The 14,696-nt window shown below is 57.6% G+C and carries 15 protein-coding genes and 1 tRNA gene; 13 read left to right on the top strand and 3 right to left on the bottom strand.

All coding sequences use genetic code 11. From position 1 onward, the window contains the following. Window positions 1–106 precede the first annotated feature (106 nt). The 3 genes from ADN01_RS05605 to hisS form a co-directional block, all read right to left on the bottom strand. Entirely contained in the window at window positions 107–658 is a 552-nt protein-coding gene (locus ADN01_RS05605; protein WP_160318382.1) for a response regulator, read from the bottom strand. A gap of 140 nt (window positions 659–798) precedes the next feature. Next, window positions 799–870, bottom strand: a tRNA-His gene (locus tag ADN01_RS05600). A 19-nt stretch (window positions 871–889) separates the two neighbouring features. Continuing rightward, window positions 890–2,170 carry a histidine--tRNA ligase gene (gene hisS / locus ADN01_RS05595; RefSeq protein ID WP_062418209.1) on the bottom strand — a complete coding sequence of 427 codons (1,281 nt, stop codon included), beginning with the start codon at window positions 2,168–2,170 and terminating at the stop codon, window positions 890–892. A 222-nt stretch (window positions 2,171–2,392) separates the two neighbouring features. Here hisS and ADN01_RS05590 point away from each other — a divergent pair, with 222 nt between their 5' ends. From ADN01_RS05590 to ADN01_RS05530, 13 genes are all read left to right on the top strand, one after another. Beyond that, window positions 2,393–2,770 (top strand): DRTGG domain-containing protein, encoded by a 378-nt coding sequence (locus ADN01_RS05590; protein ID WP_062418208.1) that lies wholly within the window; start codon window positions 2,393–2,395, stop codon window positions 2,768–2,770. 15 nt (window positions 2,771–2,785) lie between these two features. Further along, entirely contained in the window at window positions 2,786–3,790 is a 1,005-nt protein-coding gene (locus ADN01_RS05585) for a CBS domain-containing protein (protein ID WP_062418207.1), read from the top strand. Then, window positions 3,787–4,131, top strand: a complete 345-nt coding sequence (locus ADN01_RS05580) for a hypothetical protein (RefSeq protein WP_062418206.1) — start codon at window positions 3,787–3,789, stop codon at window positions 4,129–4,131. Before ADN01_RS05585 ends, ADN01_RS05580 begins: the two co-directional genes overlap by 4 nt. Then, window positions 4,104–4,898, top strand: a complete 795-nt coding sequence (locus ADN01_RS05575; protein ID WP_330218294.1) for a PHP domain-containing protein — start codon at window positions 4,104–4,106, stop codon at window positions 4,896–4,898. The genes ADN01_RS05580 and ADN01_RS05575 overlap by 28 nt, the downstream gene beginning before the upstream one ends. A 212-nt stretch (window positions 4,899–5,110) precedes the next feature. Continuing rightward, a complete protein-coding gene (locus ADN01_RS05570; RefSeq protein WP_062418204.1) occupies window positions 5,111–5,632 on the top strand; it encodes an NADH-quinone oxidoreductase subunit NuoE family protein in 522 nt (173 codons plus the stop codon). Then, on the top strand, window positions 5,629–6,180 hold the full coding sequence (locus ADN01_RS05565; protein ID WP_062418203.1) for an ATP-binding protein: 552 nt from the start codon (window positions 5,629–5,631) through the stop codon (window positions 6,178–6,180). Before ADN01_RS05570 ends, ADN01_RS05565 begins: the two co-directional genes overlap by 4 nt. Before the next feature lie 38 nt (window positions 6,181–6,218). Beyond that, window positions 6,219–6,587 (top strand): (2Fe-2S) ferredoxin domain-containing protein, encoded by a 369-nt coding sequence (locus tag ADN01_RS05560; RefSeq protein ID WP_062418202.1) that lies wholly within the window; start codon window positions 6,219–6,221, stop codon window positions 6,585–6,587. Between the two features lie 67 nt (window positions 6,588–6,654). Continuing rightward, window positions 6,655–8,439 carry an NADH-quinone oxidoreductase subunit NuoF gene (nuoF, locus tag ADN01_RS05555; protein ID WP_062418201.1) on the top strand — a complete coding sequence of 595 codons (1,785 nt, stop codon included), beginning with the start codon at window positions 6,655–6,657 and terminating at the stop codon, window positions 8,437–8,439. Between the two features lie 91 nt (window positions 8,440–8,530). Next, on the top strand, window positions 8,531–9,010 hold the full coding sequence (gene nuoE / locus ADN01_RS05550; protein WP_062418200.1) for an NADH-quinone oxidoreductase subunit NuoE: 480 nt from the start codon (window positions 8,531–8,533) through the stop codon (window positions 9,008–9,010). Between the two features lie 9 nt (window positions 9,011–9,019). Further along, window positions 9,020–10,654 (top strand): NADH-quinone oxidoreductase subunit NuoF, encoded by a 1,635-nt coding sequence (gene nuoF / locus ADN01_RS05545; RefSeq protein ID WP_062418199.1) that lies wholly within the window; start codon window positions 9,020–9,022, stop codon window positions 10,652–10,654. 39 nt (window positions 10,655–10,693) lie between these two features. Beyond that, the gene (locus ADN01_RS05540; protein WP_062418198.1) at window positions 10,694–12,625 is read left to right on the top strand and encodes a molybdopterin-dependent oxidoreductase; all 1,932 of its coding nucleotides are present in this window, start codon (window positions 10,694–10,696) and stop codon (window positions 12,623–12,625) included. A gap of 21 nt (window positions 12,626–12,646) precedes the next feature. Beyond that, window positions 12,647–13,189 (top strand): NADH-quinone oxidoreductase subunit B family protein, encoded by a 543-nt coding sequence (locus ADN01_RS05535; protein WP_062418197.1) that lies wholly within the window; start codon window positions 12,647–12,649, stop codon window positions 13,187–13,189. Between the two features lie 9 nt (window positions 13,190–13,198). Beyond that, window positions 13,199–14,632, top strand: coding sequence for a Ni/Fe hydrogenase subunit alpha (locus tag ADN01_RS05530; RefSeq protein ID WP_062418196.1), 1,434 nt, complete (start codon window positions 13,199–13,201; stop codon window positions 14,630–14,632). Window positions 14,633–14,696: the final 64 nt, after the last annotated feature.

The raw sequence follows: 14,696 nt of genomic DNA, 5'->3' as shown, positions 1-14,696 counted from the left end.
GATCGTCGTGATCTGAGTATCTTTCAAATTGGATTGCGTTATATTGATCGTCAACTTCTCAACTCGCTTCCATTTCGGATTTTGCTATGTTCTTACTGTTGATTTTTCAAACTGTCAGGTGGCTAGTTAACCGGCTCAAGGTTTCCAAATGGGATTCGGAATTCAAAGCCTCGGTAGCCGAGAACAAAGGCCGCAGTACTTGCAGCCTGGCTGCATCTTTGCGCTGGCGGCTTTCCACGATGGCGTGCTGTACCGCCGAAACCAACTGATGGCCTTCCTCAAAAGGCTTCAGGATCAACCCATCTACACCGCGCTCCAGCGCACGAATAGCGTCTTCCACCATGCTCGATCCGGTCATCACCAGCACAGCCAGCTCAGATTGGCGCTTTTTCGCTTCCAATATCAACTCAAACCCGTCCATCTCCGGCATGTAAATATCCGCCAGGAGCAAATCAAACGGCATCTGCGTCATCAACTCCAGGGCAATGCGCGGATCCGTCACGCTGTGAACCTCAAACCCCGCCCGCTGCAGGATATGCTGGCACAAGCGCACATCCAGAAGGTTATCATCCACCACCAAAATGCGCACCCTGGGCTGCGGCACACCCGCAGCGTGTTCAATAGGGTTGGATGAGACGGACGGAAGATTCGGATCCATGAACATGCGTTAATGATACCCTGGCTAAAAGATAAAAACAAGCCAAACCGGGTGCATCACCCACCCCGGTTTAACACAAAACGCTCATGGTGACCATGAGCGCAGTTGGGCGAATACTGCTCGCCAGTTGATTAGAAAGGGGTGGCTGATGGGGGTCGAACCCACAACCCTCGCATCCACAGTGCGATGCTCTGCCATTGAGCTACAGCCACCACAACAAGAGCGATTTTATCACACAGCCGCGGGCTTCGCAAGCATTTCGGCAATTTTCTCCGCTGCTTTTTCCTGCGCGGTGGTCTCCTGGGTGCGGGTGGCCAGATCTTTAATCGTCACCAGTCCCTGCGCGGCCTCATCCGGACCAACGATCAGAGCAAAGCGGATGCCCATCTTATCGGCAAACTTCAACTGCTTGGGCAGCTTGGCTGGCTCTGGGTAACACACCACCCGCAGCCCCGCCTGACGAAGCTCGCCCGCCAACCGGAACGAATCAATCAGCCGCTCACCGTCAAACACCGTCACCAACGCCGCCCCCTCCAATGCACCGCTGTGAGGCAGCAGCCCGTATTTTTCCAACACCACGCCGATCATCACGTCCCCCATCGCAAAACCCACTCCCGGCAGCGGGTCTCCGCCTACATCAGACACCAAATTATCGTAGTGTCCCCCACCCAAAACCGCCCGACCGCCGTCCACGTCGCGCGCCTCAAACACCGTGCCGGTGTAATAATCCAGGCCGCGGATGATCTGAGCGTCAAAGCGCACGTATTCGCGCACACCCAGGGCGTCTAACACCGCGAAGAACCGCAAGAAGTCCTCCGACTTACGCCAAAGCTCACCGTCAGCCAAGAGCGCCTTCAAACCCGCCAACTGCTCTGCGCCCAGCCCCATCTCCAGGGCGTAGCCGTCCCAATCTGCCGCGCTCATCTTATCGCGCCGGTCCACCAGACGGAACACCCGCGGGCGAAGCTCTGCCCCCACCCCCAAATCCGCCAGCGATTGATCCATCAGCTTGCGGTTGTTGACCATAATTTGCACCTGGCTGGGTTTCAACCCCACCGCACGAAAGAATTCAGCGCAAATCGCCACCAATTCCGCATCTGCCTCAGGGGAACTGACACCGATCAGGTCAATATTCCATTGAAAAAATTCGCGAGTGCGTCCCTTCTGCGGGCGTTCGTAGCGCCAGAACGGGCCAAAGGACCACCAACGCAGCGGAACGGTCAGCTCACCTTGCCGCTGAGCCACCATGCGCGCCAGGGTAGGCGTCAGCTCCGGCCGCAGAGTAATTTCATCCCCACCGCGGTCGGGGAAGACAAAGGCCTGTTCTTTCACCAGTTCTTCACCTGATTTAGCGGCGTAAAGATCAATTCGCTCTAAGAATGGACCGTCGTATTCTTGATACCCATACTGCTCCGACACCGTGCGCAGCGTTCGGTACAAATAATTGCGCACCGCCATATCCGCCGGGTAAAAATCTCGGGTACCTTTCACGCTGGGAATGATCGCTTTCATGAAACACCTCACCCGTGCCAGTTTTCGTGAATTTTAACATACTTCCACCCAAAATTCGGAAGCCCGTAGGGTGTCAGATTTCAATTGACTCAAGAATCAGGCGATTGTATGACAAAAGGCACCCCTGTTTAAGTAGCACGCACGTCAGGAATTAAGGTAAAATGATAAAGATTATGTTGGATTATTCCGCGAAAACCGGTTTAGCTGCATTCACAGGTGATTATGAATGTTCAAGAGCTTATCGAACTTGTTGACGGCCATCTGATCAATACCTCTGCCGATCTCTCCCGCGAAGTCAAAGGGGGGTGCGGCGCGGATTTGATGAGCGATGTGCTCGCCTCCATTCAGCCTGAAGCGGTGCTGCTGACGGGTCTCTGCAATCCCCAGGTGGTGCGCACCTCGGTTATGGCCGACGTCGCCGCCATCGTTTTGGTTCGCGGCAAAAATCCACCCCAGGTCACCATTGATCTCGCCGAGGAAGAGAACATCGCCCTCATCACTTCCCCCTTTGGGATGTTCGAACTCTGCGGCCGGCTGCACCGAGCAGGGCTTCCTTCGTTGGAGCGTTCCGTTTCGGACGGTCCCTCAGAACTTGAGTAAACGCAAAAAGGCATAATGGAAGAAACCTCTCCCCACAAAGGGCGCCTGATCAACGACGAAGTCGCTGAGACCATCACCCGTGCCGAAGAGCTGGCTTATGAGCTCAAGATCAGCGAAGTGATGACCAGCAACATGCATAAGATCTCCCCGGATCAAACTATGCAGGACGTGGTAGATCTCTTCCGGCAGGCGCGCATTTCTGGCGCGCCGGTTGTTTTAAACAACCAGCTGGTCGGCATCATCAGCATGGAAGACCTGATCCGCTGTCTGGTCACATCCGATCTGGCGGCCAATATCAGCAAATATATGACCCCCAGCCCGCTCACCGTCAAAGCCGGCGATCCGGTCATCGAGGCCCTCAAGGTTTTTGTCAATTCCCAAGTCGGCCGCTTACCCGTTCTAGACGAAAACGAGCATCTGGTGGGTATCCTCACCAAAGGAGATATCACCCGCGGCCTGCTGCGCGCCTTGCAGCACGACTACCAGGCCGAAGAAGTCCGCCGCTACCGCGCCAGCCACCTGTTCGAAGATATCATCTCCGACCGCACCAGCCTCATCCTGCGCTATACCATCCGCCACCGCGATTTCAACCACGGCGGCGAAGCTTCTGGCAACATCAAACGCGCCCTCCTCCGTTTGGGTGCCAGCCCCCAAATCGCCCGCCGCTGCGGCATCGCCATTTACGAAGCCGAGATGAACCTCATCATCCACACCACCAACGGCGGCGTGCTGCGGGTTGAAATTGAACCCCATCGCATTTCCATTGATGCCTATGATGACGGACCCGGCATTAAAGATATTGAACTGGCCATGAAACCCGGCTACTCCACCGCCAGCGAAGAAATTCGTGAACTGGGTTTTGGCGCCGGCATGGGTCTGGTCAACATCGCCCGTTGTGTCGACAGCATGGTGCTCGAATCCTCATTGGATAAAGGCACCCGCCTCCGCATGAAACTATTCCTCGATAAAGCCGAAACCGTTGGTGAAGGCTATGCCAGCAAGCAAGGAGATGCCGCATGAACCTCGCCCAAATCATCCAAGAACTCCATCTCACAGTCCTCACCGAACCCCAGGATTTTGCCGCCGTTGAACCCTCCAGCGGCTACACCTCAGACCTCCTCAGCTGCGTCATGTCCGGCGCCGCCAAACATTCTGTGTGGGTCACCCTTCAAGCCCATTCCAACATCGTCGCCGTGGCTGCCCTGCTGGAGCTCACCGCCATCATCATCACCGAAGGCGCCATGCCCGACCCCGCCACCATCGCCAAAGCCAACCAGGAAGGCATCACCTTGCTGGCTACCACCGACCCCAGCTTCCATGTCATCGGCCGGTTGTGGGACCTCGGCTTGCGCGCCGGATAACCTGCCCAAAGACAGCGCCTGTGAAAACCTACCGCGCTGACCTCCACGTCCATACCGTTCTCTCTCCCTGCGCTCAAGTTGAGATGATTCCGCCGTTAATCGTGCGGGAAGCCCTGGATCTGGGCATTCAGCTCATCGCCGTCACCGATCACAACGCCACCGCCAACATTCAGGCGGTCATGAAAGCTGCTCAAGATACCGAGCTGATCGTCCTTCCCGGCATGGAGCTGCAAACCCGCGAAGAGGTGCACCTCCTCTGCCTGTTCGACACCCTTGATCAGACCTTCGCCTTCCAGACCATCGTCGACGCCCACCTGCCCAACATCCCCAACAACCCTGATTTCTTCGGCGAGCAGTTCGTGGTGGATGAAACCGGAGACTTCATCCGCAGCGAAGAACGTCTGCTGCTTTCTTCTGCTGACCTCAGTTTCGAACAAGCCTGGGCCCAGGTAGATCAGTTGGGCGGCATCTTAATCCCCGCCCATGTGAACCGCAAAAGCTTCGGCCTGCTGGAAATCTTGGGCTTTGTCCCCGTGGAAGTGCCCGTGGACGCCCTCGAAATATCGCGCCACATCACCCCCCAAAAAGCCCGCGAGACCTTCCCCCAAATCGCCGCCTATCCCCTTATCCAAAATGGCGACGTCCACGGCCTGGATGGCTTTTTGGGCACATCCCATTACACCCTTGCCGCCCCCACCATCGCCGAAATCCGCAAAGCCGTTCAAAATTTGGAAGGACGCAGCGTCAGAATCGCCCCCATCCCGTAGGCACAGTCCAAAACCGCAGCCGCTGATGCCTTTCCCGCTCGCTTGAACCTTTATTTTTAATTTGTGACAATTTTCACTACACAGACAAAGGACTGTTATAATAGTGACATTTGATAATTGACCCAAACTACAGGTCACCGTTAGACTCTGTAAAGTAGTACTGTGCCATTTTTATACAAATATTACCTGAATACGGGAAACGGAGTTACACCATGTTGAATACTGCTGAACCGAAGACGGGGAACAATCCCCTCGCCAAACCGGAAATCAAAGAGGTAATTGATCGAATTCTGGATGAAAACCGCGACCGCCCCGGCGGTTTGATGGTCGTCTTGAATGAAATTCAGGGGCAGGTTGGGTACGTCTCTGAGCCCATCCAGCTCTACGTCGCCAACCGGATGCAAATCCCCCCCAGCACCGTGCACGGTGTTGTATCCTTCTATTCCTTCTTCACCACCACCCCCCGCGGCGCCCACACCATCAAATTCTGCATGGGAACGGCCTGCTACGTGGGCGGCGTCCCCCAAATCATCGAAAAGGCCAAGCAAGTGCTGGGCATCAACCCCGGTCAAACCACCCCCGACGGTCAGATCACCCTGGAGCTGTGCCGCTGTGTGGGTGCCTGCAGCCAGGCCCCGGTCATCACCGTGGACGAAGAAGTTGTCGGCCGCATTCGCCCCAATAAATTCCCTCAAATCGTCCACCCGCTGCAAAAAAAGGCTGAGAACAATTGAGAGAATTAGCCCTTCACCTGTTGGATATCGCTGAAAACAGCATCTCCGCCCAGGCTTCCAACATCACCATTCAGGTGCGCGAAGACCGGGCCGCGGATCGTCTGTTCATGGCAGTGATAGACGACGGCAAGGGCATGGATCCTGAAATGGTCGCGCGCGTCATTGACCCCTTCGTCACCAGCCGCACCACCCGCAAGGTGGGCCTGGGCATCCCCCTCCTCAAGGCAGCCGCCGAAGCCTGCAACGGCGGTCTCACCATCACCTCTGCCCCTGGGGTCGGAACCACAATTGAGGTTGAGTTTCAGCTCAGCCACATTGACCGCATGCCCCTGGGCAGCCTGGCCGAAACCTTCCTCAGCCTGCTCATCGGCTCCCCCCATGTCCATTGGGTGTTCGATGTGCAGGTGGATCAAGACGGCTTTGTATTCGACGACCAGCCCATCAAACAAGAGTTGGACGGCGTTCCCCTCACCGAACCGGATGTCCTGCGTTTCGTCCGTGAATATCTCGAAGAAGGGCTGCGCCAGGTCCACATTAACCAAGCCTAATAAAAGAACTTGCCTACCATCAAAATGGAGAGAAAATCATGGATAAAGTGAAATCCCTCGAAGATTTGAAGCGCATCCGCGAAGAAGCGCTCAAGAAACGCCAGGCCAAGAACGTCTCTGGGCAAAAAGAGATCGTCGTCGGCATGGGCACCGTCGGCATCGCCGCTGGCGCGCGCCAAACCCTCAAAGCCATCCTTGAATACATCGAAGAGCACAACCTCACCGATATCGTTGTCCGCCAAACCGGCAACATCGGCCTGGATTCGATGGAACCCATCGTCCAGGTTTCGCTGGGCGAAGGCGAAAAAGTTACCTACGGCAAAGTCACCCCCGAAATTGCCCGCCAGATCATGGCCGAACACGTCGTCGGCGGTTCCGTCGTGAAGGCGTTCGTCGTCCAAAGCTAATCACCCCGCCCGCGGCATTTGCCTGCGGGGCCGGGTGGTTTCACTCTACAAAAGAAAAGGTGCTTCTATGGCTTTTTATAGATCGCATATATTGGTATCCGTGGACCCGCAGTGCCTTGCCAAAGGTGCGCATGATATCATTGACTCACTGCACGACGAACTGGTCTATCAAGGCCTGATCGATGAAATCCAGGTTCTGGAAACCTCTCGCCTCGGCGACCCCGCTTCTGAAGGCCCCGATTTGATGGTCTACCCTGAAGGGGTTCACTATATCAACCTCAATGCCGACGACATCCCCTTCCTGGTTGAAGAACACTTCCTCAAAGGCCGCGTTGTCGAGAAATTCCAGTCAACCAAGCGCGCCGTCGTGGATGAAGAGCTTGGCGCCCCCAAGCCCAAAGAAATGCGCGTGGTGCTGTCCAACTGCGGCAAAATTGATCCCTTCAACATCGAAGATTACATCGCCGAAGACGGCTATATGGCTCTGGCAAAAGTCGTCTCCGAAATGACTCCCGAAGGCGTCATTGATGAAGTCCTTCAATCCGGTCTGCGTGGTCGCGGCGGTGCGGGCTTCCCCACCGGCAAAAAATGGCAGTTCGCTCGTCAGAATCCCGGCGAAGTGAAGTACGTCATCTGCAACGCCGATGAAGGCGACCCGGGGGCGTTCATGAACCGCCGCGTGCTGGAAAGCGACCCCCATGCCGTCGTGGAAGGCATGACCATCGCCGCCTACGCCATTGGCGCAACGCAGGGGTACATCTACTGCCGCGCCGAATACCCCCTGGCGGTTAAAACCCTCAATGTCGCCATCCAGCAGGCCCGCGAATTTGGCTTCCTGGGTAAGAACATCCTTGGCAGCGACTTCTCCTTTGATCTTGAAGTGCGCATGGGCGCTGGCGCCTTTGTGTGCGGCGAAGAAACCGCCCTGATGAATTCCATTGAAGGTCGCCGCGGCGAACCCCGCCCTCGTCCGCCTTTCCCGGCGGTGCGCGGCTTGTGGGGCAAGCCCTCCAATATCAATAACGTTGAGACCTATGCCAACGTCCCGCGCATCGTCCTGCGCGGAGCCGAATGGTACAGCAGCCTCGGCACCGAAACCAGCAAAGGCACCAAAACTTTCGCCCTGGCCGGCGATGTGGTTAACACCGGCCTCATCGAAGTTCCCCTCGGCATCACCATCCGCGAAGTGGTCTACGATGTGGGCGGCGGCATCAAGGACGGCAAAGGCTTCAAGGCCGTGCAGATCGGCGGTCCGGCGGGCGGCTGTTTGCCCACCCAATACCTCGACTACCCCATTGATTACGAATCCCTGCGCTCCGCGGGAGCCATGATGGGCTCTGGCGGTCTGGTCGTCATGGATGACGAAACCTGTATGGTGGATATCGCCCGCTTCTTCATGGACTTCATCCAGGACGAAAGCTGCGGCAAATGCGTCCCCTGCCGCGTCGGCACCCGCCGCATGCTGGACATTTTGGAACGCATCTGTGACGGCAAAGGTCAGGAAAGCGACATTGACACCCTCGAAGAGCTGTGCCGCGAAGTGGGTTCCACCAGCCTGTGCGGTCTCGGTCAGGGTGCGCCCAACCCCGTCGCCACCACGCTGAAATATTTCCGCGATGAGTATGAAGCCCACATCAAGGAAAAGCGCTGCCCCGCCAAGGTCTGCAAGGCCCTCATCGAGTACGTCATCAAGCCCGATGCCTGCACCGGCTGCACCGTTTGCGCCCGCAACTGCCCCGTCAACGCCATCACCGGCGAGCGCCGCAGCGTCCACCACATCGACTCCGACATCTGCATTCGCTGCGGTATCTGCATGCAGGTGTGTAATTTCAACGCCATCGAAATTCACTAGATCACCAGCAAAATGAACGCAGCCGGATGCCCCCCAAAGGCTCCGGCTGCGGAAAAACGCTCTCCCTTTTCCCAAGCCTTGGAGGATACGCATGACGATGGAAGCAGATCGCCACTCTCGTTTGCTCGACGCTGTTCAAACCGCCGTAGAGCAGTTTGATTCAAACCCGGATGAGCTGATCCCCATCCTGAATCAAGTCAATCGGTCTTTTGGCTACCTCCCTCCAGAAGCACTGGAAGAAGTGAGTAAACGGCTGAAAATGCCCCAAAGCCGTGTCCACTCCGTGGCCACCTTCTACCAAATGCTCTCCACCAAGCCCCTCGGCCGCCACGTGATCCAGTTTTGTGAAAGCGCCCCCTGCCATGTGGTGGGCGGCAGGGAAGTCTGGCAGGCCTTACAAGATGAGCTCAAAATCAGCGGCGGCGAAACCACGCCGGACGGAAAATGGAGCCTGATCACCGTTAGCTGCCTGGGTGTTTGTGGGGTCGGTCCAGTCCTCATCATTGACAATGAAATCTTCGGCAATGTCACCCCGCAGCAAATCCCCGACATTCTGGCGCGCTACAATTAGGAGATCCATATGAAACCCTATCGCTCAATGGTTCTGGTATCCAGCGACACCAAAAGTCTTGAATCCGGCGCACAGGATGTTTTTCGCAACCTCCAAGAACAAACTCGCGCCCTCGGCATCGCCGATGAAATTTCCCTTTCGATGGTGGGTGATGTAGGCCGCCACGACGCCGTCCCCCTGGTCATCGTCTATCCCGAAGCCGTCATCTACGGCCCCGTCAAGCCCGGAGATGTTCAGCGCATCGTAGAAGAACATCTGTACAAAGGCCGCGTGGTTCCTGAACTGCAAGCCTCCTCCCGTGAGCTTTCCGGCCGCATCGCCTGGCTCTCCGCCCGCAAGGGCACCCTCCCCGCCGAAAACCGCATCGTCCTCGAACGCGCCGGCATCATCGACCCCACCAACATTGAAGATTACCTGCTCCACAATGGTTACGAAGCCCTCGGCAAAGTGCTCTCCGAAATGACCCCCGCCCAGGTGATTGACGAAGTCAAAGCCTCTGGCTTGCGCGGTCGCGGCGGCGCGGGCTTCCCCACCGGCATGAAATGGGGCTTTGTGGCCAAAGCCGAAGGCGCCAAGAAATACGTGGTCTGCAACGCCGATGAAAGCGAACCCGGCACCTTCAAAGACCGCGTGGTGCTCGAAGGTGACCCGCATTCCATCATCGAAGCCATGCTCATCGCCGCCTATGCCGTCGGCGCCAGCGAAGGCTACATTTACGTCCGCGGCGAGTACGTTTTGGCCCAAGAGCGCCTGCGCACCGCCATTCACCAGGCCGAAGAAATGGGCTTCCTGGGCGATAACATCTTCGGCTCCGGTTTCAGCTTCCATTTACATGTACATTCCGGCGCCGGGGCCTACATCTGCGGCGAAGAAACCGCCCTCATCGAATCCATCGAAGGCAAACGCGGCGAACCCCGTTCGCGCCCGCCCTACCCCACCACCAACGGCCTGTGGGGCATGCCCACCCTGGTCAATAATGTGGAGACCCTGGCCAACATCCCGCCCATCCTCCGCAAAGGCGCCGCCTGGTATAAGGCCATCGGAACCCCCTCCAGCCCCGGCACCAAAGTGTACACCATCATGGGCCATGTCAACGTCACCGGCCTCATCGAAGTGCCCATGGGTATCACCCTGCGCGAAGTCATCGCCATCTACGCCAAAGGCATGAAACCCGGCCGCACCTTCAAGCTGGCCCAAACCGGCGGCTCCAGCGGCTCCATCATTCCCGCCAGCCTTCAAGACACGCCCATGGACTTCGACAGCTTCGCCAAAGCCGGCGTCGCCCTGGGTTCGGGGGCTTTGCTCATCTGCGATGAAGATACCTGCGTGGTAGACCTGGCCAAGGTTCTTGTGAACTTCTTCCGAGTCGAATCCTGCGGTAAATGTACCCCTTGCCGCATCGGCAACCAGCGCGCCTACACCCTTCTCACCAACATCGCCAACGGCGTGGGCAAACTGGAAGACCTGGAAGAATTGCGCACGCTGAACGACAGCCTCACCCAGCTTTCCAATTGCGGCCTGGGCCAAACGGCCGGAACGCCGCTGCGCGATGTGCTCAACCATTTCCGCGCCGAAGTGGAAGCTCATATCCGCCTCAAAGTCTGCCCGTCCGGAGTCTGCCCCATGTCTGGGCACAAGAATTAAGCAGATAGACCCATTTCCTTTCTCGTAAAGAAGAAAACGATGATCACGTTAACCATTGATGGCAAAAAAATAGAAGTAACCGAAGGAACCACCGTTCTCCGCGCAGCCCAAGCCAATGGACTTAACATCCCTACCCTCTGCGATCATCCCAACCTGACCCCTTACGGTGGTTGCCGATTGTGCCTGGTAGAGGTCGAAGGTGCCCGCACCTTGCAGCCCTCCTGCACCCTGCCGGCGACCAATAATATGGTCGTATTCACGGACAACGAGCGGATTCGCTCCGCTCGTAAGTTCGTCCTCACCATGATCTTCAGCGAGCGCAACCATTTCTGCCCCTTCTGCCAGGTCTCTGGCGGCGACTGCGAGCTGCAAAATGCCGCTTACGAGCAAGAAATGACCCACTGGCCCATCCAGCCCGCCTGGACAACCTACCCAGTGGACGCCTCCCATCCCTACTTCGTTCTGGATCATAACCGCTGCATCCTCTGCCGCCGCTGCGTGCGCGCCTGCGGCGAGCTCGCGGGCAATTTCACCCTCGGGTTTGAAGAACGCGGCGCCAAAAGCTTCCTGGTCGCTGATCTGGGCGTTCCCCTGGGTGAAAGCAGCTGCATCTCCTGCGGTACCTGTGTTCAAATCTGCCCCACCGGTGCCCTCATTGACCGCTCCAGCGCCTACCGCGGCCGTGAAACTCAGGTAGAGCGTCATCCCTCCATCTGCACCGGCTGTTCTGTCGGCTGCACCCTGGATGTCCTCGTGCGCGATAACAACATGATGCGCATCGAAGGCGATTGGACATCCGAGCTGAACGGCGGCGTCATCTGCAAGACCGGGCGTTTCCTTCCCACCGTGGAAGACCGCACCCGCATTGTCACCCCGCTGGTGCGCCGCGACGGCAAGCTGGTGGCCGCCACCTGGGAACAAGCTCTGGACGCGGTCGCCGCGGAAATGAAAGCACAGGGCAGCAAAGTGGCCGCGCTGGCTTCCCCGCGTCTCTCTGCCGAAAGCCTGCACGCCTTCAAACAGATCTTCAAAGATCACCTGGCTGCCTCAACCGTCACCACCACCGATGAATGCGCCGCCACCGCCAACCTGGTCAAAACTGCCGCAGCTTTAGGGCACGCCTTCGAAGGCAAATTGGAAGACCTGCACACCGCAGATTGCTTCCTCCTGCTGGATGAAGACATCGTCGCCGATCACGAAGTCGCTGGCTTCTTCATCAAACGCAGCCTGCCCCTGGGCGCCAGCCTTGTGCTGGTCAATGAAGGCGCACACCCGCTGGATCTGAACGCCGACGCCAACCTGAAATTCAAGAAGGGCACCCTCGCCGCTGTCATCCAGGGTCTGCGCGCTGCTTTAGCGCAGAATCACACCGCTGTGTCGGATGCCGCCGCTCAAACCGGCATTGCCGCCGACACCTTCCTCCAGGCCGCCCAAAAACTGTCTGAGGCCGAAAAACCCGTGATCGTCTTCGGGAAGAACCTGGTCAGCCAGGGTGAAGCCCTGGTGCAAGCAGTCATCGAGCTGGCCGAGGCCGCGCATGCATCCCTGCTCAGCACCAAGGGACAGGCCAACAGCCTCACCGCCGCCCTCTTTGGTCTCAGCGCACCCCTGAATCTGCAGGACATCAAGGCTGTCTATGTGGCTCTGGGAGATGAAGAACCCTCGCGCAAGCTCACCCAGCAGCTCGAAAAAGCCCCCTTCCTGGTTGTGCAGGCCGCTTATACTTCACAGCTTTCCGGCATGGCTCACGTGGTTTTGCCTGCCCAGACCGCTTTTGAACAGGCCGGATCGTACCTCAATTTGGACGGCCGTTTGCAGAAATCCGAAGCTGCCCTGCAGTGCACGGAGGATGTTCGTGCCAACCTGGAGATCCTCCAAGCGTTGGCTGCGCACCTCGGGGCGGCCATAAACCTTAACTCCTGGAGCGCCGAACTCAACACCGCAGCTTCTCCGGTTGCTCTGGTTCTTTAATTGTTGAAAGGATACGCACAAATGGCTAAACCAAAAGTCTCAAGTGATTGGATGTGCGGCTGCGCAGGCTGCCACATGTCCCTCCTGGACATGGATGAACGCCTGGCACAGGTCATTGAACTGGTAGACCTCCGCTCCACCCCCATCACCGACCTCAAAGAACCCGATGAAAGTGGTGTAGATGTGGGCGTCCTCGAAGGCGGCATCAACAATACTGCCAATGAAGAGGTTGCCCATTATTTCCGCAAACGTTGCAAAATCTTAGTGGCCCTGGGCGACTGCGCCGTCTTCGGCGGTGTACCTGCCATGCGCAATTTTGTGGGTGAAGAAGCTGCCCTGCAGCGTGCCTATGTCGAGACCGAATCCACCGATTCCGAGGGCAAAATCCCCGACGATCCGGAATTGGCCCGCATGACCCCTGTGCGCGCGATCCACGAAGTGGTCCCCGTGGACTACCATGTCCCCGGCTGCCCGCCGGATGCAGACGTCATTTTCCATGTGCTCTCCGAGTTAGCCCAGGGTCGCAAACCCGACCTCAAGGGCGACCTCCTGCACTGGCATTAGGAGGGCATGATGACTACTGAAAAAATTACCATTGAACCCGTAACCCGTATCGAAGGCCACGCCAAAATTACCATTCGCATGAATGATGACGGCACGGTCAACCACGCCTATTTCCATGTGAATGAATTCCGCGGCTTTGAAAAATTCTGCGAAGGGCGCATGGTTTTTGAAATGCCTTACATCACCCCGCGCATCTGCGGCATTTGCCCCGTCAGCCACCACCTGGCTGCCGCCAAAACCGGTGATGAGGTCCTGGGCTGCCCGCCCCCTCGCACGGCCACCCTGCTGCGCGACCTGATGCACATGGGTCAGATTATCCAAAGCCACGGCATGCACTTCTTTGAGCTGGCCGGGCCTGACCTGATCCTGGGATTCGATGCCGACCCCGCCGTGCGTAACGTTGTCGGTCTGCTCCAGGCCGACCCCGCCCTCACACTCAAAGCCATCAACCTGCGCAAGTTTGGGCAGGATATCATCTTCCGCGTCGGCGGCCGCCGCATTCACCCCACCTTTGCCGTCCCTGGCGGCGTCAACAAGGCTCTCTCCGTCGAAGACCGCAACGGCATCCTCGCTGGTTTGGATGAAGCCGTCGCCACCACCCAGCTCGGTATCAGCATTATGAAAGGCTGGGCCGAAAAGAACCGCGAAGATATCGAAAAGTTCGCCGTTCTCAAGACTGGTTACTTTGGTATGGTCACCCCTGGCAACGGCCTGGAACTCTACGACGGCCAGATTCGCCTCCTGGATCAAAAAGGCCAGCAGCTGGAGCATTTTGACGGCCGCAACTATCTGGATTACATCGCCGAACACGTCGAATCCTGGTCCTACCTCAAGTTCCCCTATTACAAGAAGATGGGCTGGCCCAACGGCGTGTACCGCGTGGGTCCGCTGGGCCGCCTCAACGCCGCGGACACCATCGAAACCCCGCTGGCCGGCGAAGAGATGAAAATCTGGAAGTCGCTCAACGGCGGTCTGCCGGTGGAAAATACCCTCTATTACCACTACGCCCGCTTGATCGAAACCCTGTTTGCTCTCGAACGCGTACGCATCTTATTGGATGATCCCGACCTGCTCGGCAAAGACATCCTCAACACGCGCCACGATTTCCGCGGCGAAGGTGTGGGCGTCATCGAAGCCCCGCGCGGCACGCTCTTCCATCACTACTGGGCCAATGAAACGGGTCAGATCACCAAAGTCAACCTCATCGTTGCCACCGGCCACAACAACTGGGCCATGAGCGAATCGGTGGATTCGGTGGCCAAAACCTACATCAACGGCAACCCCATCCGCGAAGGCCTGCTCAACCGCGTCGAGGCTGCCATCCGCGCCCACGACCCCTGCCTTTCCTGCTCCACCCATGCCGTGGGCCAAATGCCGATGGAAATCGAAATCCTCGATCCTGAGGGACAGCTCATTCAAACCCTCAGCCGCAACATGGATTAGTTACGCTGCCGAAGGGGGGCAGTTAATACTGCCCCCCTTCGGGAAAATAAACCCAGGCTCTGTA

Origin of the sequence: Levilinea saccharolytica (genome assembly GCF_001306035.1) — a bacterium.
Classification (GTDB): domain Bacteria; phylum Chloroflexota; class Anaerolineae; order Anaerolineales; family Anaerolineaceae; genus Levilinea; species Levilinea saccharolytica.
Note: the sequence above shows the minus strand (reverse complement) of the source record. Positions and strands in the feature narration are given on the sequence as shown.

Coding starts and splice junctions, on each gene's coding strand:
- nuoF (WP_062418201.1), top strand. CDS start 6,655: ATGGCTTTTTATAGATCGCATATATTGGTATCCGTGGACCCGCAGTGC.
- ADN01_RS05570 (WP_062418204.1), top strand. CDS start 5,111: ATGTTGAATACTGCTGAACCGAAGACGGGGAACAATCCCCTCGCCAAA.
- ADN01_RS05540 (WP_062418198.1), top strand. CDS start 10,694: ATGATCACGTTAACCATTGATGGCAAAAAAATAGAAGTAACCGAAGGA.
- ADN01_RS05590 (WP_062418208.1), top strand. CDS start 2,393: ATGAATGTTCAAGAGCTTATCGAACTTGTTGACGGCCATCTGATCAAT.
- nuoF (WP_062418199.1), top strand. CDS start 9,020: ATGAAACCCTATCGCTCAATGGTTCTGGTATCCAGCGACACCAAAAGT.
- nuoE (WP_062418200.1), top strand. CDS start 8,531: ATGACGATGGAAGCAGATCGCCACTCTCGTTTGCTCGACGCTGTTCAA.
- ADN01_RS05530 (WP_062418196.1), top strand. CDS start 13,199: ATGACTACTGAAAAAATTACCATTGAACCCGTAACCCGTATCGAAGGC.
- ADN01_RS05560 (WP_062418202.1), top strand. CDS start 6,219: ATGGATAAAGTGAAATCCCTCGAAGATTTGAAGCGCATCCGCGAAGAA.
- hisS (WP_062418209.1), bottom strand. CDS start 2,170: ATGAAAGCGATCATTCCCAGCGTGAAAGGTACCCGAGATTTTTACCCG.
- ADN01_RS05535 (WP_062418197.1), top strand. CDS start 12,647: ATGGCTAAACCAAAAGTCTCAAGTGATTGGATGTGCGGCTGCGCAGGC.
- ADN01_RS05605 (WP_160318382.1), bottom strand. CDS start 658: ATGGATCCGAATCTTCCGTCCGTCTCATCCAACCCTATTGAACACGCT.
- ADN01_RS05585 (WP_062418207.1), top strand. CDS start 2,786: ATGGAAGAAACCTCTCCCCACAAAGGGCGCCTGATCAACGACGAAGTC.
- ADN01_RS05580 (WP_062418206.1), top strand. CDS start 3,787: ATGAACCTCGCCCAAATCATCCAAGAACTCCATCTCACAGTCCTCACC.